At 73.8% G+C, this 20,896-nt stretch carries 18 protein-coding genes and 1 pseudogene; 17 read left to right on the top strand and 2 right to left on the bottom strand.

The features are described from left to right. Nucleotides 1–123: 123 nt before the first annotated feature. From QBL21_RS20720 to nusB, 3 genes and pseudogenes are all read left to right on the top strand, one after another. The gene (locus QBL21_RS20720) at nucleotides 124–1,230 is read left to right on the top strand and encodes a M24 family metallopeptidase (RefSeq protein ID WP_407563725.1); all 1,107 of its coding nucleotides are present in this window, start codon (nucleotides 124–126) and stop codon (nucleotides 1,228–1,230) included. A gap of 68 nt (nucleotides 1,231–1,298) precedes the next feature. Beyond that, nucleotides 1,299–1,865, top strand: a complete 567-nt coding sequence (efp, locus tag QBL21_RS20715; protein WP_407563724.1) for an elongation factor P — start codon at nucleotides 1,299–1,301, stop codon at nucleotides 1,863–1,865. 1 nt (nucleotide 1,866) lies between these two features. Further along, nucleotides 1,867–2,292 (top strand): annotated as a pseudogene (gene nusB / locus QBL21_RS20710) (transcription antitermination factor NusB); the annotation flags it as partial. A gap of 348 nt (nucleotides 2,293–2,640) precedes the next feature. Here the strand turns inward: nusB and QBL21_RS20705 are convergent. Then, nucleotides 2,641–3,144, bottom strand: a complete 504-nt coding sequence (locus QBL21_RS20705; RefSeq protein ID WP_018836716.1) for a transcriptional regulator — start codon at nucleotides 3,142–3,144, stop codon at nucleotides 2,641–2,643. A gap of 227 nt (nucleotides 3,145–3,371) precedes the next feature. Between QBL21_RS20705 and pyrR the strand changes: the two genes are divergently transcribed. The 14 genes from pyrR to QBL21_RS20635 all read left to right on the top strand — a co-directional run bounded on the left by pyrR (nucleotide 3,372) and on the right by QBL21_RS20635 (nucleotide 20,161). After that, a complete protein-coding gene (gene pyrR / locus QBL21_RS20700) occupies nucleotides 3,372–3,932 on the top strand; it encodes a bifunctional pyr operon transcriptional regulator/uracil phosphoribosyltransferase PyrR (protein WP_407563723.1) in 561 nt (186 codons plus the stop codon). A 91-nt stretch (nucleotides 3,933–4,023) separates the two neighbouring features. After that, nucleotides 4,024–5,031, top strand: a complete 1,008-nt coding sequence (locus tag QBL21_RS20695) for an aspartate carbamoyltransferase catalytic subunit (RefSeq protein ID WP_407563722.1) — start codon at nucleotides 4,024–4,026, stop codon at nucleotides 5,029–5,031. Then, complete coding sequence (locus QBL21_RS20690; protein WP_407563721.1) at nucleotides 5,028–6,323, top strand: dihydroorotase; 1,296 nt, start codon at nucleotides 5,028–5,030, stop codon at nucleotides 6,321–6,323. Before QBL21_RS20695 ends, QBL21_RS20690 begins: the two co-directional genes overlap by 4 nt. Continuing rightward, nucleotides 6,320–6,931 (top strand): hypothetical protein, encoded by a 612-nt coding sequence (locus QBL21_RS20685; protein ID WP_407563720.1) that lies wholly within the window; start codon nucleotides 6,320–6,322, stop codon nucleotides 6,929–6,931. Before QBL21_RS20690 ends, QBL21_RS20685 begins: the two co-directional genes overlap by 4 nt. Next, a complete protein-coding gene (carA, locus tag QBL21_RS20680; protein WP_407563719.1) occupies nucleotides 6,928–8,115 on the top strand; it encodes a glutamine-hydrolyzing carbamoyl-phosphate synthase small subunit in 1,188 nt (395 codons plus the stop codon). Before QBL21_RS20685 ends, carA begins: the two co-directional genes overlap by 4 nt. Then, nucleotides 8,108–11,428, top strand: a complete 3,321-nt coding sequence (gene carB / locus QBL21_RS20675) for a carbamoyl-phosphate synthase large subunit (RefSeq protein ID WP_407563718.1) — start codon at nucleotides 8,108–8,110, stop codon at nucleotides 11,426–11,428. Before carA ends, carB begins: the two co-directional genes overlap by 8 nt. Before the next feature lie 160 nt (nucleotides 11,429–11,588). After that, nucleotides 11,589–12,818: a quinone-dependent dihydroorotate dehydrogenase gene (locus QBL21_RS20670; protein WP_407563717.1), complete on the top strand. Its 1,230-nt coding sequence runs from the start codon at nucleotides 11,589–11,591 to the stop codon at nucleotides 12,816–12,818. Further along, nucleotides 12,815–13,666 (top strand): orotidine-5'-phosphate decarboxylase, encoded by an 852-nt coding sequence (gene pyrF, locus QBL21_RS20665; protein WP_407563716.1) that lies wholly within the window; start codon nucleotides 12,815–12,817, stop codon nucleotides 13,664–13,666. Before QBL21_RS20670 ends, pyrF begins: the two co-directional genes overlap by 4 nt. Before the next feature lie 207 nt (nucleotides 13,667–13,873). Further along, complete coding sequence (locus tag QBL21_RS20660) at nucleotides 13,874–14,197, top strand: integration host factor (protein WP_018836707.1); 324 nt, start codon at nucleotides 13,874–13,876, stop codon at nucleotides 14,195–14,197. A 38-nt stretch (nucleotides 14,198–14,235) separates the two neighbouring features. Beyond that, nucleotides 14,236–14,829 (top strand): guanylate kinase, encoded by a 594-nt coding sequence (gene gmk / locus QBL21_RS20655; RefSeq protein WP_407563715.1) that lies wholly within the window; start codon nucleotides 14,236–14,238, stop codon nucleotides 14,827–14,829. Between the two features lie 31 nt (nucleotides 14,830–14,860). After that, nucleotides 14,861–15,133: a DNA-directed RNA polymerase subunit omega gene (gene rpoZ, locus QBL21_RS20650; RefSeq protein WP_018836705.1), complete on the top strand. Its 273-nt coding sequence runs from the start codon at nucleotides 14,861–14,863 to the stop codon at nucleotides 15,131–15,133. A gap of 90 nt (nucleotides 15,134–15,223) precedes the next feature. After that, entirely contained in the window at nucleotides 15,224–16,453 is a 1,230-nt protein-coding gene (coaBC, locus tag QBL21_RS20645; protein WP_407566491.1) for a bifunctional phosphopantothenoylcysteine decarboxylase/phosphopantothenate--cysteine ligase CoaBC, read from the top strand. A 218-nt stretch (nucleotides 16,454–16,671) separates the two neighbouring features. Then, nucleotides 16,672–17,883, top strand: coding sequence for a methionine adenosyltransferase (gene metK, locus QBL21_RS20640; protein ID WP_407563714.1), 1,212 nt, complete (start codon nucleotides 16,672–16,674; stop codon nucleotides 17,881–17,883). Nucleotides 17,884–18,025: 142 nt separating this feature from the next. Further along, nucleotides 18,026–20,161, top strand: a complete 2,136-nt coding sequence (locus QBL21_RS20635) for a primosomal protein N' (RefSeq protein WP_407563713.1) — start codon at nucleotides 18,026–18,028, stop codon at nucleotides 20,159–20,161. 72 nt (nucleotides 20,162–20,233) lie between these two features. Here QBL21_RS20635 and QBL21_RS20630 read toward each other — a convergent pair whose 3' ends face one another. Then, entirely contained in the window at nucleotides 20,234–20,761 is a 528-nt protein-coding gene (locus QBL21_RS20630) for a hypothetical protein (RefSeq protein WP_407563712.1), read from the bottom strand. Nucleotides 20,762–20,896 lie beyond the last annotated feature (135 nt).

The raw sequence follows: 20,896 nt of genomic DNA, 5'->3' as shown, positions 1-20,896 counted from the left end.
CGCCGCGGGACCGCGCCGGGCACGGCGACCCCGCCGCGCGGGCGCACCGGGCACGGCCCGGCCACGCGCCCGTACGGACGCGCTCCGGCGGCCCCGGGCGGCGGAGCGCCCTAGGCTCGGATCATGCCCGAGGTGCACGCTGCCCGCCGTACCCGACTGCGCTCCCACTGCGAGGCGGCCGGCAGCGACGCCGTGCTCGTCTCCCGGCCGGCGAACATCAGCTACCTCGCCGGCTGCGCCCCGCCCGGCGCCGTCCTGCTCCTCGGCACCGGCGAGGACATGCTCGTACGCCCCGGAGACCCCGCGCAGGACCCGGCCGGCGCCCCGCAGCCCGACGACCTGCGCGTCCACGCGCTCGGCGCCCCCGACGGGGACGCCGCCGTCGCGGCCACCGGGCTCGCCGCCGCCGGCGGCGCCGCCGTGCTGGCCGTCGAGGAGCACCACCTGACCGTGGCCAGGCACCGCGCCCTGGCCTCCGTCGCGCCCCGCCTGGCCCTGACCGACCTCGCCCGCGCCGTGGAGCAGCAGCGGCTCGTCAAGGACGACGAGGAGATCGCCTGCCTGCGGATCGCCGCCGAGATCGGCGACCAGGCGCTCGGCGAACTGCTGGAGTCCATCCTCGTCGGCCGCACCGAACGGCACCTCGCCCTGGAGCTGGAGCGGCGGCTCGTCGACCACGGCGCCGAGGGCCCGGCGTTCCCCACCGCCGTCGGCACCGGGCCGCACGCCGGCCGCGCGGGGCACGTACCGACCGACCGGCGGGTGGAGGAGGGCGACTTCCTCACCGTCTGCCTGGGCGCGCGCTACCGCGGCTACCGCTGCGAGATCGGCCGCACCTTCGTCGTCGGCACCGCCCCCGACGACTGGCAGATCGAGCTGTACGACCTGGTCTTCGCCGCGCAGCGGGCCGGCCGGGAGGCGCTGACACCCGGCGCGGAGTACCGCGAAGTGGACCGGGCGGCGCGCCAGGTGCTCACCGCCGCCGGACACGGCGACGGCGTCGGTCCCTTCACCGGTCACGGGGTCGGACTCGAAATCGACGAGGACCCGCGGCTGGCCCCGGCGGCGATGGGTAAACTGGACGCTCGTGTGCCGGTCACCGTCGAGCCGGGAGTCCATCTCCCCGGCCGGGGCGGGGTCCGGATCGACGACACGCTCGTCGTCCGCTCGCAGGCGGACGGCGGTCCCGAGCTACTCACCATCACGACCAAGGAACTGCTCGCGCTCTGACCCCGGCCGGGTCGCAGGCGAATCCGGGCCTCCTCGGTCGTCCCACGCAGTCCAGGAGATTTCGCGACGTGGCCACCACGAACGACCTCAAGAACGGCTTGGTGCTCAAGCTCGACGGCGACCAGCTCTGGTCCGTCGTCGAGTTCCAGCACGTCAAGCCCGGCAAAGGCCCTGCCTTCGTCCGTACGAAGCTGAAGAACGTGCTCTCCGGCAAGACCGTCGACAAGACGTTCAACGCCGGGGTGAAGGTCGAGACGGCCAACGTCGACCGCAGGGACATGCAGTTCTCGTACAAGGACGGCGAGTACTTCGTCTTCATGGACATGGAGACGTACGACCAGCTCCACGTCGACCCCAAGACCGTCGGCGACACCGCCAACTACCTGCTGGAGGGCTTCGACACGACCGTCGCGCTGTACGAGGGCACGCCGCTGTACGTCGAGCTGCCCGCGGCCGTCGAGCTGACCATCGCGCAGACCGACCCGGGCGTGCAGGGCGACCGCTCCACCGGCGGCACCAAGCCGGCCGAGCTGGAGACGGGTTTTTCCATCCAGGTCCCGCTGTTCATCACCACCGGCGAGAAGATCAAGGTCGACACCCGCTCCGGCGAGTACCTCGGCCGCGTGAGCGGCTGACGTGGCCGCACGGAACACGGCTCGCAAGCGCGCGTTCCAGATCATCTTCGAGTCGGACCAGCGCGGGGCGCCCGCGGTCCAGGTGCTCCAGGACTGGGTCCGGCTGGGCCTGACCGACCCCCGGCAGCCGCCGGTCGGCGAGTTCACCCGGCGGCTCGTCGAGGGCTACGCGGAGCACGCCGCCCGCATCGACGAGCTGCTGGGCGCGTACTCGGTCGGCTGGACCCTGGACCGGATGCCGGTCGTGGACCGCAGCATCCTGCGGCTGGGGGCGTACGAGCTGATCTGGGACGACGAGACGCCGGACGCGGTGGCGATCGACGAGGCTGTGCAGCTCACGAAGGAGTTCTCCACGGACGACTCGCCCGGCTTCGTCAACGGCCTGCTGGGCCGTCTCCAGGAGCTGAAGCCCCGGCTGCGCCGGGACGGCGGGGAACCGGGCGCGGACGCGGAGCAGGAGCCGCGGGCGGGCCGGGAGGCAGGTCCCGACGGGGATCGGGACGCCGCACCGGACGAGGGCCCTGACGCGGGCCCGGACGCCGAAGCCGGCGGAAGCCGGGAGGCGGCCGCGGACGGGGCCGGACAGACCGCTCCGGACGCGCTGGACGCCCCGGACGCGCCCGCGGCGGGCGCCGGGGTGCCGGACGGCGCCCGGCCCGAGGCCGGCTAGCCGCGGCGCACCGCGCGCCCACCACGCACACCGCCGTCGGCGGAGCGGACCCCAGGAAGGGCCCGTTCCGCCGACGGCGGTACGTTTCTGCTGGTGAGGCGCGGGTCAGGCGTCTTCGTGGACCACGACCGCACGGCGGGCGTCGGCGTCCAGGACGCCCCAGCCGATCAGCTGCTCGGTCAGCACCGACGGCGACTGGTCGTAGATCACCGCGAGCGTGCGCAGGTCGTCCTGGCGGATCGAGAGGACCTTGCCGTTGTAGTCCCCGCGCTGGCTCTGGATCGTCGCCGCATAGCGCTGGAGCGGTCCGGCCTTCTCCGCGGGGATCTGGGCCAGACGCTCCAGGTCCAGCACGAGCTTCGGCGGCGGCTCCGCCGCCCCGCCGGGCGCCGAACCCGGGAGAAGCTCCTGCACCGGCACCCCGTAGAAGTCCGCCAGCTCGGCCAGCCGCTGCACGGTGACCGCACGGTCCCCGCGCTCGTACGACCCGACGACGACGGCCTTCCAGCGCCCCTGGGACTTCTCCTCCACGCCGTGCAGTGAGAGGCCCTGCTGGGTACGGATGCCCCGGAGCTTGGCCCCGAGCTGTTTGGCGTATTCGCTGGACATATGGCTCCCCGGACGACAGTCTGGTAACTCACTGTGAGGTTACGCAGCGTAACTTGGCTTCGTCAAGCGGAAGATTCATCCGGTCGCCACCCATGAGGGTGGTAGCCGGGCGGCGGTGGAGCGGCGGAGCCCCGGCGGCGGTGGTGTCCGACCGCGCTGTTACGGTAGAGGGGACCTGACGTCCTTTAACGCCCGTCCTGTGAGGCGGGGAAGGGGGTCCTTTTCGTATGGACACGCACAGCCCTGACCCGGCGCGCCCCGTACTGGAGGCGCCGGACATCCAGCGGGTGCTGACCCGCATCGCGCACGAGATCGTGGAGCGCACCAAAGGCGCCCACGACGTGGTGCTCCTGGGCATCCCGACCCGCGGCGTGTGGCTCGGCCACCGGCTCGCCGCGAAGCTCGAAGAAATCACCGGCAGGAAGTTCGGCCAGTCGGGCGTCGGTTCGCTCGACATCACGATGTACCGCGACGATCTGCGCATGGGCCCGCCCCGTGCGCTGGCCCGCACGGACATCCCCGCGGAGGGGATCGACGGCCGGCTGGTGGTGCTCGTGGACGACGTGCTCTTCTCCGGCCGCACCATCCGCGCGGCGCTCGACGCGCTGAACGACATCGGCAGACCGCGGGCCGTGCAGCTCGCCGTCCTCGTCGACCGCGGCCACCGCGAGCTGCCCATCCGCGCCGACTACGTCGGCAAGAACCTCCCCACGTCGCTGCGGGAGACGGTCCGCGTCCAGCTCACCGAGCAGGACGGCCGCGACGCCGTGCTGCTCGGCTCCAAGTAGGACGCCCGCCCCGCCCCGCCGGCCGCGGGGGGCGTACGCCCCCGTGAGCCGCGGTGCCGACCCGCCGTACCCACGACACCCGGAGCACCCAGTGAAGCGCCATCTCATCTCGGCCGCCGACCTGTCCCGTGACGACGCCGTGCTGATCCTCGACACCGCCGAGGAGCTGGCCCGGATCGCGGACCGGCCCATCAAGAAACTGCCCACCCTGCGCGGCCGCACGGTGGTGAACCTCTTCTACGAGGACTCCACCCGCACCCGCATCTCCTTCGAGGCCGCCGCCAAGCGGCTCTCCGCCGACGTCATCAACTTCTCCGCCAAGGGCTCGTCCGTCTCCAAGGGCGAGTCCCTGAAGGACACCGCCCTGACCCTGGAGGCGATGGGCGCCGACGCCGTCGTCATCCGCCACCACGACTCCGGCGCCCCGCACCGGCTGGCCACCTCCGGCTGGATCAACGGCTCCGTCGTCAACGCCGGCGACGGCACCCACGAGCACCCCACCCAGGCGCTCCTCGACGCCTTCACCATGCGCCGCCACCTGTCGCCCGGCACCGGCGGCGGGCTCGACGGCCGCCGGATCACCGTCGTCGGCGACATCCTGCACAGCCGCGTCGCCCGCTCCAACGTGCTCCTGCTGCACACCCTCGGCGCCGAGGTCACCCTCGTCGCGCCGCCCACGCTGGTGCCGGTCGGTGTGGAGAGGTGGCCGTGCGAGGTCTCGTACGACCTGGACGCCGTGCTGCCGAAGTCCGACGGCGTGATGATGCTGCGGGTGCAGCGGGAGCGGATGAACGCCGCGTTCTTCCCGACCGAGCGCGAGTACGCCCGCCGCTACGGCCTGGACGGCGACCGGATGGCGCGCATGCCCGAGCACGCGATCGTCATGCACCCGGGCCCGATGAACCGCGGCATGGAGATCACCGCCGAGGTCGCCGACTCGCCCCGCTGCACCGCCGTCGAGCAGGTCACCAACGGCGTCTCCATCCGGATGGCCGTGCTCTACCTGCTGCTCGGCGGCGCACCGGGAGAGGCACCCCCCGCAGGCACGACAGGCACGCCCGCCCCGACCACCGCCCGCACCGAGGAGACCGACCGATGAGCAAGACCCTGATCCGCGGCGCGCAGGTCCTCGGCGGCGAGGCCCGGGACGTCCTGATCGACGGCGGGACCGTCGCCGAGGTCGCCGGGCCCGGCGCCGCGCTGCCGGCCGAAGGCGCCGAGGTGATCGAGGCCGCGGGGCACGTCCTGCTCCCCGGCCTGGTCGACCTGCACACCCACCTGCGCGAGCCCGGCCGCGAGGACTCCGAGACGGTGCTGACCGGCACCCGCGCCGCCGCCAGGGGCGGCTTCACCGCCGTGCACGCGATGGCCAACACCTTCCCCGTCGCCGACACCGCGGGCGTGGTCGAGCAGGTCTGGCGGCTCGGCCGCGAGTCCGGCTACTGCGACGTGCAGCCCGTCGGCGCCGTCACCGTGGGGCTGGAGGGCAAGAAGCTCGCCGAGCTGGGCGCCATGCACGAGTCGGCGGCCGGCGTCGTGGTCTTCTCCGACGACGGCAAGTGCGTCGACGACGCCGTGATCATGCGCCGGGCGCTGGAGTACGTGAAGGCGTTCGACGGCGTCGTCGCGCAGCACGCCCAGGAGCCGCGGCTGACCGAGGGCGCCCAGATGAACGAGGGCGTCGTCTCCGCCGAGCTGGGCCTCGGCGGCTGGCCCGCCGCCGCCGAGGAGTCGGTCATCGCCCGCGACGTGCTGCTCGCCGCGCACGTCGACTCCCGGGTGCACATCTGCCACCTCTCGACCGCCGGCTCGGTGGAGATCGTGCGGTGGGCGAAGTCCAAGGGCTGGCGCGTCACCGCCGAGGTGACCCCGCACCACCTGCTGCTCACCGACGAGCTGGTCCGCTCGTACGACCCCGTCTACAAGGTCAACCCGCCGCTGCGCACCGAGACCGACGTGCGCGCGCTGCGCGAGGCGCTGGCCGACGGCACCATCGACTGCGTCGCCACCGACCACGCGCCCCACCCGCAGGAGGACAAGGACTGCGAGTGGGCCGCCGCCGCCATGGGCATGGTCGGCCTGGAGACGGCGCTGTCCGTCGTGCAGCAGACGATGGTCGACACCGGCCTGCTCGACTGGTCCGGCGTCGCCGACCGGATGTCCTTCCGCCCCGCCGCCATCGGCCGCCTCGAAGGCCACGGCCGGCCCATCGCAACCGGCGAGCCCGCCAACCTCACCCTGCTCGATCCGGCCTACCGTGGTCGGGTGGACCCGCAGCACTTCGTCTCCCGCAGCCGCAACACCCCCTACGCGGGCCGTGAGCTGCCCGGCCGGGTCACGCACACGTTCCTGCGCGGCCGGGCCACCCTCGCCGGAGGTGAGCCGGTGTGAGCCCCGCCACGCTGCTCGCCGGCGAGCGCCGGTCGCAGGAGGTGACCGACTGGGCGGCGCGCGTCGGCTGGATCGTCGGCCTGATCCTGTTCGTCGCGCTCGTCTACTGGCTGATGCGCGAGGGCTGGAAGTGGCGCGGCCAGCTCCAGTCCGGCATCCCGGACCTGCCCGCGATCCCCGACGACCCCGGCGCGGAACGCCTCGCGCTGACCGGCCGCTACCACGGCACCACCACCGCCGGGCAGTGGCTCGACCGCATCGTCGCCCACGGCCTGGGCGTACGCAGCCGCGTCGAGCTGACGCTCACCGAGCAGGGCTTGGAGGTCGTACGCCCCGGGGCCGCGGACTTCTTCGTCCCCGCCGCGCACCTGCGCGGCGCCCGGCTCGACAAGGCCATCGCCGGCAAGGTCCTCACCGAGGGCGGGCTGCTGGTGATCACCTGGGAACACGGCGGCGCGGAGTACGACTCCGGGTTCCGCTCCGACCGCGCCGCCGAGCACACCGCCTGGGTGGCGGCGCTCGGCGGCCCGCCCGCCGAGACCGCTCCCGGCGCCGACGCCGCCGCCGCGAGCACCGAAGAACGCACCACCACGGAAGGCGCACGATGACCGCAACCCACCGCGGCCAGGGCAGCCCCGCAGTCCTCGTCCTCGAAGACGGCCGCAGCTTCCGCGGCCGTGCCTACGGCGCGACGGGGGAGACCTTCGGCGAAGCCGTGTTCTCCACCGGCATGACCGGCTACCAGGAGACCCTGACCGACCCCTCGTACCACCGCCAGGTCGTCGTCATGACCGCCCCGCACGTCGGCAACACCGGCGTCAACGACGAGGACGCCGAGTCCGCCCGCATCTGGGTCTCCGGCTACGTCGTGCGCGACCCCGCCCGCGTGCCGTCCAACTGGCGCGCCACCCGCTCCCTCGACGAGGAGCTGCGCCGCCAGGGCGTCGTCGGGATCTCCGGCGTCGACACCCGCGCGATCACCCGCCACCTGCGCGAGCGCGGCGCCATGCGCGTCGGCATCTTCTCCGGCGACCGGGTCGCCGACCCGGACGCGATGCTCGCCCGGGTGCGGGTGCAGGAGCAGATGAAGGGCGCCGACCTCGCACCCGAGGTCGCCACCGAGGAGGCGTACGTCGTCCCCGCGATCGGCGCGAAGCGCTTCACCGTCGCCGCGCTCGACCTCGGCATCAAGGGCATGACGCCGCGCCGCATGGCCGAGCGCGGCATCGAGGTGCACGTGCTGCCGGCCACCGCCACGGTCGAGGAGGTCTACGCCGCCGGGCCCGACGGCGTGTTCCTGTCCAACGGCCCCGGCGACCCGGCCGCCGCCGACCTCACCGTGGTCCGCGCGGTGCTGGAGCGCGGCACCCCGCTGTTCGGCATCTGCTTCGGCAACCAGCTCCTCGGCCGCGCCCTCGGCTTCGGCACGTACAAGCTGAAGTACGGCCACCGGGGCATCAACCAGCCCGTCCAGGACCGCACCACGGGCCGCGTCGAGGTCACCGCGCACAACCACGGCTTCGCCGTCGACGCGCCCCTCGACGCCGTCACCGACACCCCGTACGGGCGCGCCGAGGTCAGCCACGTCTGCCTCAACGACCGGGTGGTCGAGGGTCTCAGGCTCCTGGACCGGCCGGCGTTCTCCGTCCAGTACCACCCCGAGGCAGCCGCAGGGCCGCACGACGCGGCGTATCTCTTCGACCGCTTCGTCCAGCTCATGGCAGACCACGCGGATCTGGCGGATCACGCGGAACAGGCCGCACAGGCAGAACAGGGAGCCCAGCGTGCCTAAGCGCACCGATATCCGGTCCGTCCTGGTCATCGGCTCGGGCCCGATCGTCATCGGCCAGGCCGCCGAGTTCGACTACTCCGGCACCCAGGCGTGCCGCGTGCTGAGGGCCGAGGGCCTGCGCGTGGTGCTCGTCAACTCCAACCCGGCGACGATCATGACCGACCCGGAGATCGCCGACGCCACGTACGTCGAGCCGATCACGCCCGAGTTCGTCGAGAAGATCATCGCGCGCGAGCGCCCCGACGCCCTGCTGCCCACCCTCGGCGGGCAGACCGCGCTCAACACAGCCGTCTCCCTGCACGACGCGGGGGTGCTGGAGAAGTACGGTGTGGAGCTGATCGGCGCCAACGTCGAGGCCATCCAGAAGGGCGAGGACCGCGACCAGTTCAAGGACGTCGTCGCGGAGGTCCGCCGCAAGATCGGACACGGCGAGTCCGCCCGCTCGGTGATCTGCCACTCCATGGACGAGGTGCTGGCGGGTGTCGCCGAACTCGGCGGCTACCCCGTCGTCGTACGCCCCTCCTTCACCATGGGCGGCGCCGGCTCCGGCTTCGCGCACGACGAGGAGGAGCTGCGCCGCATCGCCGGCCAGGGGCTCGCGCTCTCGCCGACCACCGAGGTGCTGCTGGAGGAGTCGATCCTCGGGTGGAAGGAGTACGAGCTGGAGCTGATGCGCGACAAGCACGACAACGTCGTGGTCGTCTGCTCCATCGAGAACCTCGACCCCATGGGCGTGCACACCGGCGACTCGGTCACCGTCGCCCCGTCGATGACGCTCACCGACCGTGAGTACCAGATCCTGCGCGACATCGGCATCGCCGTCATCCGCGAGGTCGGGGTCGACACCGGCGGCTGCAACATCCAGTTCGCCGTCGACCCGGTGGACGGCCGCGTCGTCGTCATCGAGATGAACCCGCGCGTCTCCCGCTCCTCCGCGCTCGCCTCCAAGGCCACCGGCTTCCCGATCGCCAAGATCGCCGCGAAGCTGGCCGTCGGCTACACCCTCGACGAGATCCCCAACGACATCACGCGCGAGACCCCCGCGTCCTTCGAGCCCACCCTCGACTACGTGGTGGTGAAGGTGCCCCGCTTCGCCTTCGAGAAGTTCCCGGCCGCCGACGCGTCGCTCACCACCACGATGAAGTCGGTCGGCGAGGCCATGGCCATCGGCCGCAACTTCACCGAGGCGCTCAACAAGGCGCTGCGCTCGGTCGAGAAGACGGACGCGCCGTTCGACTTCGCCGGCCCGCCGCCGGGACCGGAGGAGAAGGCCGGCCTGCTCGCGAAGGCCGGTGTGCCCACCGACGGCCGGCTGAACACCGTGATGGCCGCCATCCGGGCCGGTGCCACGCAGGAGGAGGTGCACGAGGCGACGCGGATCGACCCCTGGTTCGTCGACCAGTTCTTCCTGGTCAAGGAGGTCGCCGACGAGCTGGCCGCCGCGGACCACCTCGACCCGGGCCTCCTCGCGTACGCCAAGCGCCACGGCTTCTCCGACGCCCAGATCGCCGGCGTGCGCGGGCTGCGCGAGGACGTGGTGCGCGAGGTGCGGCACGCGCTGGGCGTACGCCCGGTGTACAAGACGGTCGACACCTGCGCCGCCGAGTTCGCCGCCCGTACCCCGTACCTCTACTCGTCCTACGACGAGGAGACCGAGGTCGCCCCGCGCGAGCGCCCCGCGGTGATCATCCTGGGCTCCGGGCCCAACCGCATCGGGCAGGGCATCGAGTTCGACTACTCCTGCGTCCACGCCTCCTTCGCCCTCGGCGAGGCGGGCTACGAGACCGTGATGGTCAACTGCAACCCGGAGACCGTCTCCACCGACTACGACACCTCAGACCGGCTGTACTTCGAGCCGCTGACGCTTGAGGACGTGCTGGAGGTCGTGCACGCCGAGACCCAGGCGGGCCCGGTGGCCGGCGTCCTCGTCCAACTGGGCGGGCAGACCCCGCTGGGGCTCGCGCAGGCGCTGAAGGACAACGGCGTGCCCGTCGTGGGCACGCCGCCGGAGGCGATCCACGCCGCCGAGGACCGCGGCGCGTTCGGCCGCGTGCTCGCCGAGGCGGGGCTGCCGGCGCCCAAGTACGGCACCGCGTTCTCCTTCGCCGAGGCCAAGAAGATCGCCGCCGGCATCGGCTACCCGGTCATGGTGCGCCCGTCGTACGTGCTCGGCGGGCGCGGCATGGAGATCGTCTACGACGAGCCGTCGCTGGCCGCGTACCTGGAGCGGCACGCCGGGCTCATCTCCGAACACCCCGTCCTCGTCGACCGGTTCCTCGACGACACCATCGAGATCGACGTGGACGCGCTCTACGACGGCCACGAGCTGTACCTCGGCGGCGTCATGGAGCACATCGAGGAGGCCGGGATCCACTCCGGCGACTCCGCCTGCGCGCTGCCCCCCATCACCCTGGGCGGGCACGACATCAAGCGGCTGCGCGCCTCCACCGAGGCCATCGCCCGCGGCGTCGGCGTACGCGGGCTGATCAACATCCAGTTCGCGCTGGCCGGGGACATCCTGTACGTGCTGGAGGCCAACCCGCGCGCCTCGCGCACCGTCCCCTTCACCTCCAAGGCCACCGCCGTGCCGCTGGCCAAGGCCGCCGCCCGCATCTCGCTCGGGGCCACGGTCGCCGAGCTGCGCGCGGAGGGCATGCTGCCGGCCACCGGCGACGGCGGCACGCTGCCGCTGGACGCGCCGATCTCGGTGAAGGAGGCCGTGCTGCCGTGGACGCGCTTCCGCGACATCCACGGCCGCGGCGTCGACACGGTGCTCGGCCCGGAGATGCGCTCCACCGGCGAGGTCATGGGCATCGACGGCGTCTTCGGCACCGCGTACGCCAAGTCGCAGGCCGCCGCGTACGGGGCGCTGCCCACCCGCGGGCGGGCGTTCGTCTCGGTCGCCAACCGCGACAAGCGCTCGATGGTCTTCCCGGCCCGCGAGCTGGTCCAGCACGGCTTCGAGCTGCTGGCCACCTCCGGCACCGCCGAGGTGCTCAGGCGCAACGGGATCGCCGCCACCGTCGTACGCAAGCACTCGGAGGGCCCGGGTCCGAACGGCGAGCGGACGATCGTGCAACTGATCCACGACGGCGACGTCGACCTCATCGTCAACACCCCGTACGGCACCGGCGGCCGGCTCGACGGCTACGACATCCGCACCGCCGCCGTCGCCCGCGGGGTGCCGTGCCTGACGACGGTGCAGGCGCTGGCCGCCGCCGTCCAGGGCATCGAGGCGCTGACCCGCGGCGAGGTGGGGGTGCGCTCCCTCCAGGAACACGCCGAGCACCTCACCGAGGCCCGCGCCCGGTAGCCCTGCAAACCGGAACCGAGATCCGAACCGGAACCGGGAACGGAACCGGAAACCGGGAAGCGGCCCCCCCCCGGGCGGCCGCGGCCCCCGAGCAGTCCCGAGCCCCGCCGGCCCCCACCGGGCCGGCGGGCACGGCACCCGAAGCAGCCGAAGGTCCCATATGTACCCCTTGCTCTTCCGCAGCGTCCTCGCCCGCATGGACCCCGAGCGGGCCCACGGCCTGGCGTTCGCGGCCATCCGCGGCGCCGCCGCCGCGCCCGGCGTGCGCAGCGCGGTGCGCGTCACCGCCGCACCCCGCCACCCCGAACTCGCCGTCCACGCGCTCGGCATCGACTTCCCCGGCCCCTTCGGGCTCGCCGCGGGCTTCGACAAGAACGCGGTCGGCGTCGACGGACTGACCATGCTCGGCTTCGACTTCGTCGAGATCGGCACCGTCACCGCCCGCCCCCAGGCCGGCAACGAGCCGACCCGGCTGTTCCGGCTGATCCCGGACCGGGCGCTGGTCAACCGCATGGGCTTCAACAACGACGGCTCCGCCGCCGTCGCGGCCCGCCTCGCCCGCCGCCGATGGGGGCACCGCCCACGCCTTTTGGGCTTCGGGGGAGGGCAGCGCACCCCGTACCGGCCGGACGCCGTCGTCGGCGTCAACATCGGCAAGTCCAGGGCCGTCCCCGAATCGGGTGCGATCCAGGACTACGTCACCTCCACGGAAAGGCTCGCCGGCCACGCCGACTACCTCGTCGTCAACGTCTCCTCGCCCAACACGCCGGGCCTGCGCGACCTCCAGGCCGTCGAGCACCTGCGCCCGCTGCTCCAGGCGGTCCGCGCCGCCGCCGACCTCCCCCATAGCCCTGAGGGCATGGGCGGTACCCCCATCGCCGGCCCCCCGGCCGCCGCGCCGGGCGCCCGCGGGCGCGTACCGCTGCTGGTCAAGATCGCCCCCGACCTCGCCGACGAGGACGTCGACGCGGTCGCCGACCTGGCCCTGGAACTGGGCCTCGACGGCATCATCGCCACCAACACCACCGTTGCCCGCGACGGCCTGGCCACCGCGGCGGCCCGCGTCGAGTCCATCGGCGCCGGCGGCCTGTCCGGAGCGCCGCTGCGGCGGCGCTCCCTGGAGGTGCTGCGCCGCCTCTACGCCCGCGTGGGCGCGCCCGGCGAGCACGGCATCGTGCTCGTGGGCGCCGGCGGCGTGGAGAGCGCCGCACACGCCTGGGAGCGCATCCTCGCCGGCGCCACCCTCGTCCAGGGCTACAGCGCCTTCGTCTACGAGGGGCCGCTGTGGCCCCGCAGGATCCACCGCGGCCTGGCGGAACTGCTCGCCGCGTCCCCGTACGCCACCCTCGCCGACGCCGTCGGCGCCGACGTCAGGAAGGCGACCGCATGAACCCCGAGCCCCCCGAGCCCTTCGGCCTCCGGCTGCGCCGCGCGATGGACACCCGCGGCCAGCTCTGCGTCGGCATCGACCCGCACGCCTCGCTGCTCGCCCGCTGGGAGCTGCCGGACGACCCGGCGGGGCTGGAGCGGTTCACGATGACCGTCGTGGAGGCGCTGGCCGACCGTGTCGCCGTGCTCAAGCCGCAGTCCGCCTTCTTCGAGCGCTTCGGCTCCCGCGGCGTCGCCGTCCTGGAGAAGGCCGTCACGGTGGCGCGCGCGGCCGGCGCGCTGGTCCTCATGGACGCCAAGCGCGGCGACATCGGCTCGACCATGGGCGGCTACGCCGCCGCGTACCTCGACAAGGACGCGCCGCTGCGCTCCGACGCGCTGACCGTCACGCCCTACCTCGGGTACGAGTCGCTGCGCCCGGCGCTGGACGCCGCCAGGGCCGCAGGAGCCGGCATCTTCGTCGTCACGCTCACCTCCAACCCGGAGGGCGCGGAGGTGCAGCGCGCCGCGGTGCACGGCGCGCACGGCGCGCGGACGGTCGCGCAGACGATGCTGGACCACATCGCCGCCGAGAACCGGGGCGCCGAGCCGCTCGGTTCGGTCGGCGCCGTCGTCGGTGCCACCCTCGCCGAGGCCGGCGCCGACCTGGCCGTGAACGGCCCGCTGCTGGCCCCCGGCATCGGCGCCCAGGGTGCGGCGCCGGCGGACCTCCCGCGGGTCTTCGGCGCCGTGCTGCCCCAAGTCCTGCCGAACGCAAGCCGGTCGGTGCTGGCGCACGGACCGGATATCGCGAGGCTGCGGGCGGCGGCCGAACAATTGGCCGATGACGTACGGAACGTATCCTCATAAACCGGGTGATATGCCCAGAACTTGTCGCGGAACTTGAGTCTGACCAGGACTTTTCGTCTGTTCTCGCTGACTGGCGCGGTCTCGGCCGCTAGTCTCCGTCATCAGAGCGCGGGCACCAGCGCGTTGCTCGTTGCTCCGCAGGTGCGGGCCCACTAGGTTCCACACCGTTCCATATCCGATTAGTTCGACATCCGAGGTGACGTAGGCGTGGCTCTTCCGCCCCTTACCCCTGAACAGCGCGCAGCCGCGCTCGAGAAGGCCGCAGCGGCTCGCCGGGAGCGCGCCGAGGTCAAGAATCGGCTGAAGCACTCCGGCGCTTCCCTGCACGACGTCATCAAGCAGGGCCAGGAGAACGACGTCATCGGCAAGATGAAGGTCTCCGCCCTCCTTGAGTCCATGCCCGGCGTAGGCAAGGTGCGCGCCAAGCAGATCATGGAGCGTCTCGGCATCTCAGAGAGCCGTCGTGTGCGCGGTCTGGGCTCCAACCAGATCGCCTCGCTGGAACGCGAGTTCGGCAGCACCGGTTCCTGACGTTCCGAGGCACTCCCGGAAACCGGGATAATCGCTGCATGAGTACAGCCTTCTCCCGGGGGGCGGCCCCCGTCCCGCCGGCAGATCGTCCGCGGCTGACCGTGCTCTCCGGCCCCTCCGGGGTCGGCAAGAGCACGGTCGTCGCGCATCTGCGCAAGGTCCATCCCGAGGTGTGGCTCTCGGTCTCCGCGACGACCCGCAGACCGCGCCCCGGCGAACGGCACGGCGTCCAGTACTTCTTCGTCAGCGACGACGAGTTCGACAAGCTCGTCGCCAACGGCGAGCTGCTGGAGTGGGCGGAGTTCTCCGGCAACCGGTACGGCACCCCGCGCGGGCCCGTGCTGGAGCGGCTGGACTCCGGTGAGCCCGTGCTGCTGGAGATCGACCTCCAGGGGGCGCGGCTGGTCCGGGAGAGCAAGCCGGACGCACTGCTGGTCTTCCTCGCGCCGCCGAACTGGGAGGAGCTGGTGCGCCGGCTGACCGGGCGGGGCACCGAGCCGCCCGAGGTCATCGAGCGCCGGCTGGCCGCGGCCCGTACGGAGCTGGCGGCCGAGGAGGAGTTCGACGCCACCCTGGTCAACACCTCCGTCGAGGACGTCTCCGCCGAGCTGCTAGCCTTGATGCAGGTTTGATTCGTGAAGTTCCACTGGAAGGCTGGATAGGTTGTCCTCTCCCATCACCGCGCCCGAGGGCATCATCAACCCGCCGATCGACGAGCTGCTTGAGGCGACCGACTCCAAGTACAGCCTCGTGATCTACGCGGCGAAGCGCGCGCGGCAGATCAATGCGTACTACTCCCAGCTCGGCGAGGGCCTGCTGGAGTACGTCGGCCCCCTGGTGGACACGCATGTGCACGAGAAGCCGCTGTCGATCGCGCTCCGCGAGATCAACGCGGGTCTGCTGACCTCCGAGGCCACCGAGGGCCCCGCGCAGTAGGCATCCCTCGTCCCACGGGCCCGGCAGCGCGGCTGCCGGGCCCGTGGTGTGTCATGGGGGGTGGAGACGACGAGCGGTGGGGAGCGGGACATGGCGCAGGCGGCGACGGAGACGGCACCGGCCGAGGTGGTGCTGGGCGTCAGCGGCGGCATCGCCGCGTACAAGGCGTGCGAGCTGCTGCGGCTGTTCGCGGAGTCCGGCCACGCGGTACGGGCCGTGCCCACGGCCGCCGCGCTGCACTTCGTCGGCGAGGCCACCTGGGCGGCGCTCTCCGGCCGCCCCGCCGCCACCGAGACCTGGGCGGACGTACACGAGGTCCCGCACGTGCGGATCGGCCGGCGGGCCGACCTCGTGGTCGTCGCCCCCGCCACCGCCGACCTGCTCGCCAGGGCCGCCCACGGCCTGGCCGACGACCTGCTGACGAACACGCTGCTCACCGCCTCCTGTCCGGTAGTCTTCGCGCCGGCCATGCACACCGAGATGTGGGAGCACCCCGCCACCCGGGCCAACGTCGCCACGCTGCGCGCCCGCGGCGCCGTCGTCATCGAGCCCGCCGTCGGCCGGCTCACCGGCGCCGACACCGGCAAGGGCCGGCTGCCGGAGCCGGCGGAGATCTTCGAGGTCTGCCGCCGCGTGCTCGCCCGCGGCGCCGAGGGCCTGGCCCCCGACCTGGCCGGCCGGCACGTCGTCGTCAGCGCGGGCGGCACCCGCGAGCCGCTGGACCCCGTGCGCTTCCTGGGCAACCGCTCCTCCGGCCGGCAGGGCTACGCCCTGGCCCGTACCGCCGTCGCCCGCGGCGCGCGGGTCACCCTGCTGGCCGCGAACACCGCGCTGCCCGACCCCGCGGGCGCGGACGTCGTCCGCGTCGGCACCACCGTGGAGCTCCAGGAGGCCGTGGTGAAGGCCGCGGCCGACGCCGACGCCGTCGTCATGGCCGCCGCCGTCGCGGACTTCCGCCCTGTGACGTACGCCACAGGCAAGATCAAGAAGAAGGACGACCGCGAGCCGGAGCCGATCGCGCTCACCCGCAACCCCGACATCCTGGCCGGGATCTCCGCCGACCGGCCGCGCGCCGGGCAGGTCGTCGTCGGCTTCGCCGCCGAGACCGACGACGTGCTCGCCAACGGCCGCGCCAAACTCGCCCGCAAGGGCTGCGACCTGCTCGTCGTCAACGAGGTGGGTGAGACCAAGGCGTTCGGTTCCGACGGCAACGAGGCCGTGATCCTCACCGCCGACGGGCGCGAGGTGGCCGTGCCGTACGGTCCGAAGGAGGCGCTGGCCGACGTGGTGTGGGATCTCGTAGGGGAAACGCTCGCTTGAGTCATCCCCTGTCGACACTCCGGGCAAGTTATTGCTGCTTTCCGGCGCTACTCGTGCGGAAACCTGCGGTTCCCCAGGTCAACAGGCATCCAGGGACCGAGACGGGTTGTCCCCTGGGCGAAACTCCCGGATAAAATGGCCCGCGGGCCCGTCCCGGGAGCACCCGGCCCGGGTCCGCAACCGATCAGCCAGCAGCCGCTGCAACCGTGGGGAGCGATGTGTCCCGCCGCCTTTTCACCTCGGAGTCCGTTACCGAGGGCCACCCCGACAAGATCGCTGACCAGATCAGCGACGCCATCCTCGACGCCCTCATCAAGGACGACCCGCACTCCCGCGTCGCCGTCGAGACGCTGATCACCACCGGCCAGGTGCACGTGGCCGGTGAGGTGACCACCTCCGGTTACGCGGACATCGCGACCCTCGTGCGCAACAAGATCCTCGAAATCGGCTACGACTCCTCGAAGAAGGGCTTCGACGGCGCCTCCTGCGGTGTCTCCGTCTCCATCGGCGCCCAGTCGCCGGACATCGCCCAGGGCGTGGACACCGCGTACGAGAGCCGCGTCGAGGGTTCCGGCGGCGACGACCTCGACCTCCAGGGCGCCGGCGACCAGGGCCTGATGTTCGGCTACGCCTGCGACGAGACGCCCGAGCTGATGCCGCTGCCCATCCACCTGGCGCACCGGCTGGCCGCGCGGCTCAGCGAGGTCCGCAAGAACGGGACCATCCCCTACCTGCGCCCCGACGGCAAGACACAGGTCACCATCGAGTACAACGGCGACAAGGCGGTCCGCCTCGACACCGTCGTCGTCTCCTCGCAGCACGCCTCGGACATCGACCTCGACTCGCTGCTGACCCCCGACATCCGCGAGTTCGTCGTGGAGCCGGAGCTGAAGGCGCTCCTGGAGGACGGCATCAAGCTGGACACCGAGGGCTACCGCCTGCTGGTCAACCCCACCGGCCGGTTCGAGATCGGCGGCCCCATGGGCGACGCCGGGCTCACCGGGCGCAAGATCATCATCGACACCTACGGCGGCATGGCCCGGCACGGCGGCGGCGCCTTCTCCGGCAAGGACCCGTCCAAGGTCGACCGCTCCGCCGCCTACGCCATGCGCTGGGTCGCCAAGAACGTGGTGGCCGCCGGCCTCGCCTCGCGCTGCGAGGTGCAGGTGGCGTACGCGATCGGCAAGGCCGAGCCGGTCGGCCTCTTCGTGGAGACCTTCGGCACCGCCACGGTCGACGTCGAGAAGATCGAGTCCGCCATCTCCGAGGTCTTCGACCTCCGCCCGGCGGCGCTCATCCGCGACCTGGACCTGCTGCGCCCGATCTACTCCCAGACCGCCGCGTACGGCCACTTCGGCCGCCCGCTCGGCGACTTCACCTGGGAGAAGACCGACCGCGTCGACGCGCTGCGCAAGGCCGCCGGCATCTGAGCCGGCACTCCGCTCCGCGCGTCCCGAGGCCCCGGACCCCGGTCCGGGGCCTCGGGCTGTCCAGCGGCCCGTCAGGCCACCCGGCCGGCGGCCCCGGCGGTCTGCCGGCCGGGGTGTCCGCCGCGTCTGGTAGGACGGAGAGGTGACCAGCGACGACGGCCGGGAGGCGGAACCCGAGGGCGCGGAGCAGCTCGCCCTCATCCGGGAGACCGTGCGCAAGGCAAGGGGCCCGCGCGCCCGCCCGCGCACCTGGCGCGGCGCCGCGCTGGCCGAGGAGCTGCCGGTCGCCCGCGTCCTCGTCGACAAGGGACTGCTCCACCTCGACCGCCTCTTCGACTACGCGGTGCCCGCCGCCATGGACGCCGAGGCGCGCCCCGGCGTGCGCGTGCGCGTGCGCTTCGGCGCCGGCGAGCGCGAGGGGCGCCGCGAGGGCGGCGGGCTGATCAACGGGTACGTCGTCGAGCGCCGCGCCGACAGCGACTTCACCGGCACCCTCGCACCGATCGCCCAGGTCCTCTCGCCGGAGCCCGTCCTCGGTGAGCAGCTCCTGGGCCTGTGCCAGGCCGTCGCCGACCGGTACGCCGGCGCCCTCGCCGACGTCGTCCAGCTCGCCCTGCCGCCGCGGATGGCCCGCGCCGAGAAGAGGCCCTCGCCCGACCCGCTCCCGCCGCCCCCGGCCCCCGGCCCCGGCGGCTGGGCGCGCTACGGGAACGGCCCCGACCTGCTCGCCGCGCTGGCCGACGGCGGCGGCCCGCGGGCGGTGTGGACGGCGCTGCCGGGCCCGGACTGGCCGGACGAGCTGGCCCGCGCGCTGGCCGCCGCGCTCGCCGCCGGCCGCGGCGCCCTCGCCGTGCTGCCCGACGGCCGCGCCGCCGCCCGCGTCGACGAGGCGCTGACCGCTCTCGTCGGCCGCGGCCGGCACGTGCTGCTCACCGCCGACGCCGGGCCCGAGGCCCGCTACCGCCGCTGGCTCGCCGTCAGCCGCGGCGCCGTCCGCGGCGTCGTCGGCACCCGGGCCGCCGCCTTCGCGCCCGTACGGGACCTCGGGCTCGCCGCCATCTGGGACGACGCCGACACCTCCCACGCCGACGACCGCGCCCCGCAGCCGCACGCCCGCGAGATCCTGGCCCTGCGCGCCGCCCGCGAGCACGCCGCGCTCCTCGTCGGCGGCCACGCGTGCAGCGTCGAGGCCGCCCGCTACGTCGAGAGCGGCTGGGCCCAGCCCGTGGCCGCCCCCCGCGAGACGGTACGGGCGGCGGCCCCCCTTGTCCGCACGGTCGGCGACAGCGAGCAGGCCCGGGACGCGGCGGCCCGCGCCGCCCGGCTGCCGACGCTCGCGTGGCAGGTCGCGCGGGAGGGGCTGCGCTCGGGCCCGGTCCTGGTGCAGGTGCCGCGCCGCGGGTACGCGCCCCGGCTGGCCTGCGCCCGCTGCCGCGCGCCCGCGCGGTGCGTCCGCTGTGCCGGGCCGCTGGTCGGCGAGGGCCGCCGGGAGGCGCTGGTGTGCGGCTGGTGCGCGACGCGGGAGGACGCCTGGCACTGCCCCGAGTGCGGCGGCACGCGGCTGCGCGCGCAGGTCGTCGGTGCCCGGCGGACGGCGGAGGAGCTGGGCCGGGCGTTCCCGTCGGTGCCGGTGCGTACCTCCGGCCGCGACCATGTGCTGGCGCGGGTGCCGGACGCTCCGGCGCTGGTCGTCAGCACGCCGGGCGCCGAGCCCGTCGCGGAGGGCGGCTACGCCGCGGCGCTGCTGCTCGACGGCTGGGCGCTGCTCAACCGCCCGGACCTGCGGGCCGGCGAGGAGGCGCTGCGGCGCTGGCTGACGGCCGCCGCGCTGGTCCGCGGGTCGGCGGCCGGCGGGGTCGCGGCGGTCGTCGCGGACCCGGCGCAGCGGCCGGTGCAGGCGCTGGTGCGCTGGGACCCGGCGGGCTTCGCGCGTACGGAGCTGGGGGAGCGGGCGGAGCTGGGCTTCCCGCCGGTCTCCCGGATGGCGGCGGTCTGGGGGCCGGGCGAGGCGGTCACGGCGTTCGTGAGCGACGCCGGGCTGCCGCCGTCGACGGAGGTGCTGGGCCCCGTGCCGGTGCCGGAGTCGCCGGCCGGCCCGCGGGGCGCGGCGGGCGGGGGGCCGGCGCCGGGGGAGTCGTGGGAGCGGATGCTGCTGCGCGTACCGCCGGGCCACGGGGCAGCCCTCGCGGCGGCGCTGAAGGCGGCGCAGGCGGCCCGCATGGCCCGCCGTACGGGCCCGCCCCTGCGGATCCGCATCGACCCGCCGGACATCGGCTGAACCGCCGCCCGGCCCGCCGCGCCGTTCACCGCGGCCGGCCCGCCGTGCGCGTACGCCGCCCGCCGCCTCCGGTCAGGACTGCGTGACGGCGACCGCGTCCGCCGCGGCCTGGGGCGGCGGCGGACCGCCCGGGGCCGGGCGCGCCGCCGGGACGACCGGGAGCGTGCCGGCGGGCATGCGCCCCTCGGCGCCGGGCACGACGGGTCCGGGCCCCGCGGTCTCGACGGCGCCGTCGTCGCGGCCCGGCTGCTGCGCGCGGCGGGTGCCGTAACGGCGGTGCACCGCCTGCTTGGTGACGCCCAGCGCCGAGCCCACCGCATCCCAGGAGAAGCCGAGCGAGCGGTCGAAGTCGACGGCCGCGGTCACCAGCGTCTCGACGCTGTCCCGCAGCTCCTGGGCGAGCCGCACCGTGGGCGCCGGGGCCCGCCCGTACACGACGAAGCCCGCGGACGGGCCCGTCCGCCGGGGGCGGTAGACGTTGCCAAGCTGGGCGGTCAGGGTGCGCAGCGCGTCGACCTGCCTGCGCACCCTTTCGATGTCCCGTACCAGGAGCTGAAGGCTCGCCCGCGCCTGGGCGTCGTGGCTTGCGTGGTCGGCCATGGAGAAGCCTCTCGAACCGGCGTCGTTCGGATCGGGCCGCACAGCGGCCCGTTTCGGTCACTTTTCACTTTCCTGACTGAGCAACGCGAGATCTACTCGGCGGTCACGGGTCGGGGGCGCGCGCTCGGCGGCCGG

Source organism: Streptomyces sp. 184 (assembly GCF_045781775.1).
Classification (GTDB): domain Bacteria; phylum Actinomycetota; class Actinomycetes; order Streptomycetales; family Streptomycetaceae; genus Streptomyces.
This window is presented reverse-complemented; position numbering and strand designations above follow the sequence as displayed.

What these genes read in the sequence shown, in the direction of transcription:
- coaBC (WP_407566491.1), top strand. Translation starts at nt 15,224, where the DNA reads ATGGCGCAGGCGGCGACGGAGACGGCACCGGCCGAGGTGGTGCTGGGC.
- QBL21_RS20630 (WP_407563712.1), bottom strand. Translation starts at nt 20,761, where the DNA reads ATGGCCGACCACGCAAGCCACGACGCCCAGGCGCGGGCGAGCCTTCAG.
- QBL21_RS20705 (WP_018836716.1), bottom strand. Translation starts at nt 3,144, where the DNA reads ATGTCCAGCGAATACGCCAAACAGCTCGGGGCCAAGCTCCGGGGCATC.
- gmk (WP_407563715.1), top strand. Translation starts at nt 14,236, where the DNA reads ATGAGTACAGCCTTCTCCCGGGGGGCGGCCCCCGTCCCGCCGGCAGAT.
- QBL21_RS20670 (WP_407563717.1), top strand. Translation starts at nt 11,589, where the DNA reads ATGTACCCCTTGCTCTTCCGCAGCGTCCTCGCCCGCATGGACCCCGAG.
- pyrF (WP_407563716.1), top strand. Translation starts at nt 12,815, where the DNA reads ATGAACCCCGAGCCCCCCGAGCCCTTCGGCCTCCGGCTGCGCCGCGCG.
- carA (WP_407563719.1), top strand. Translation starts at nt 6,928, where the DNA reads ATGACCGCAACCCACCGCGGCCAGGGCAGCCCCGCAGTCCTCGTCCTC.
- QBL21_RS20720 (WP_407563725.1), top strand. Translation starts at nt 124, where the DNA reads ATGCCCGAGGTGCACGCTGCCCGCCGTACCCGACTGCGCTCCCACTGC.
- QBL21_RS20690 (WP_407563721.1), top strand. Translation starts at nt 5,028, where the DNA reads ATGAGCAAGACCCTGATCCGCGGCGCGCAGGTCCTCGGCGGCGAGGCC.
- pyrR (WP_407563723.1), top strand. Translation starts at nt 3,372, where the DNA reads ATGGACACGCACAGCCCTGACCCGGCGCGCCCCGTACTGGAGGCGCCG.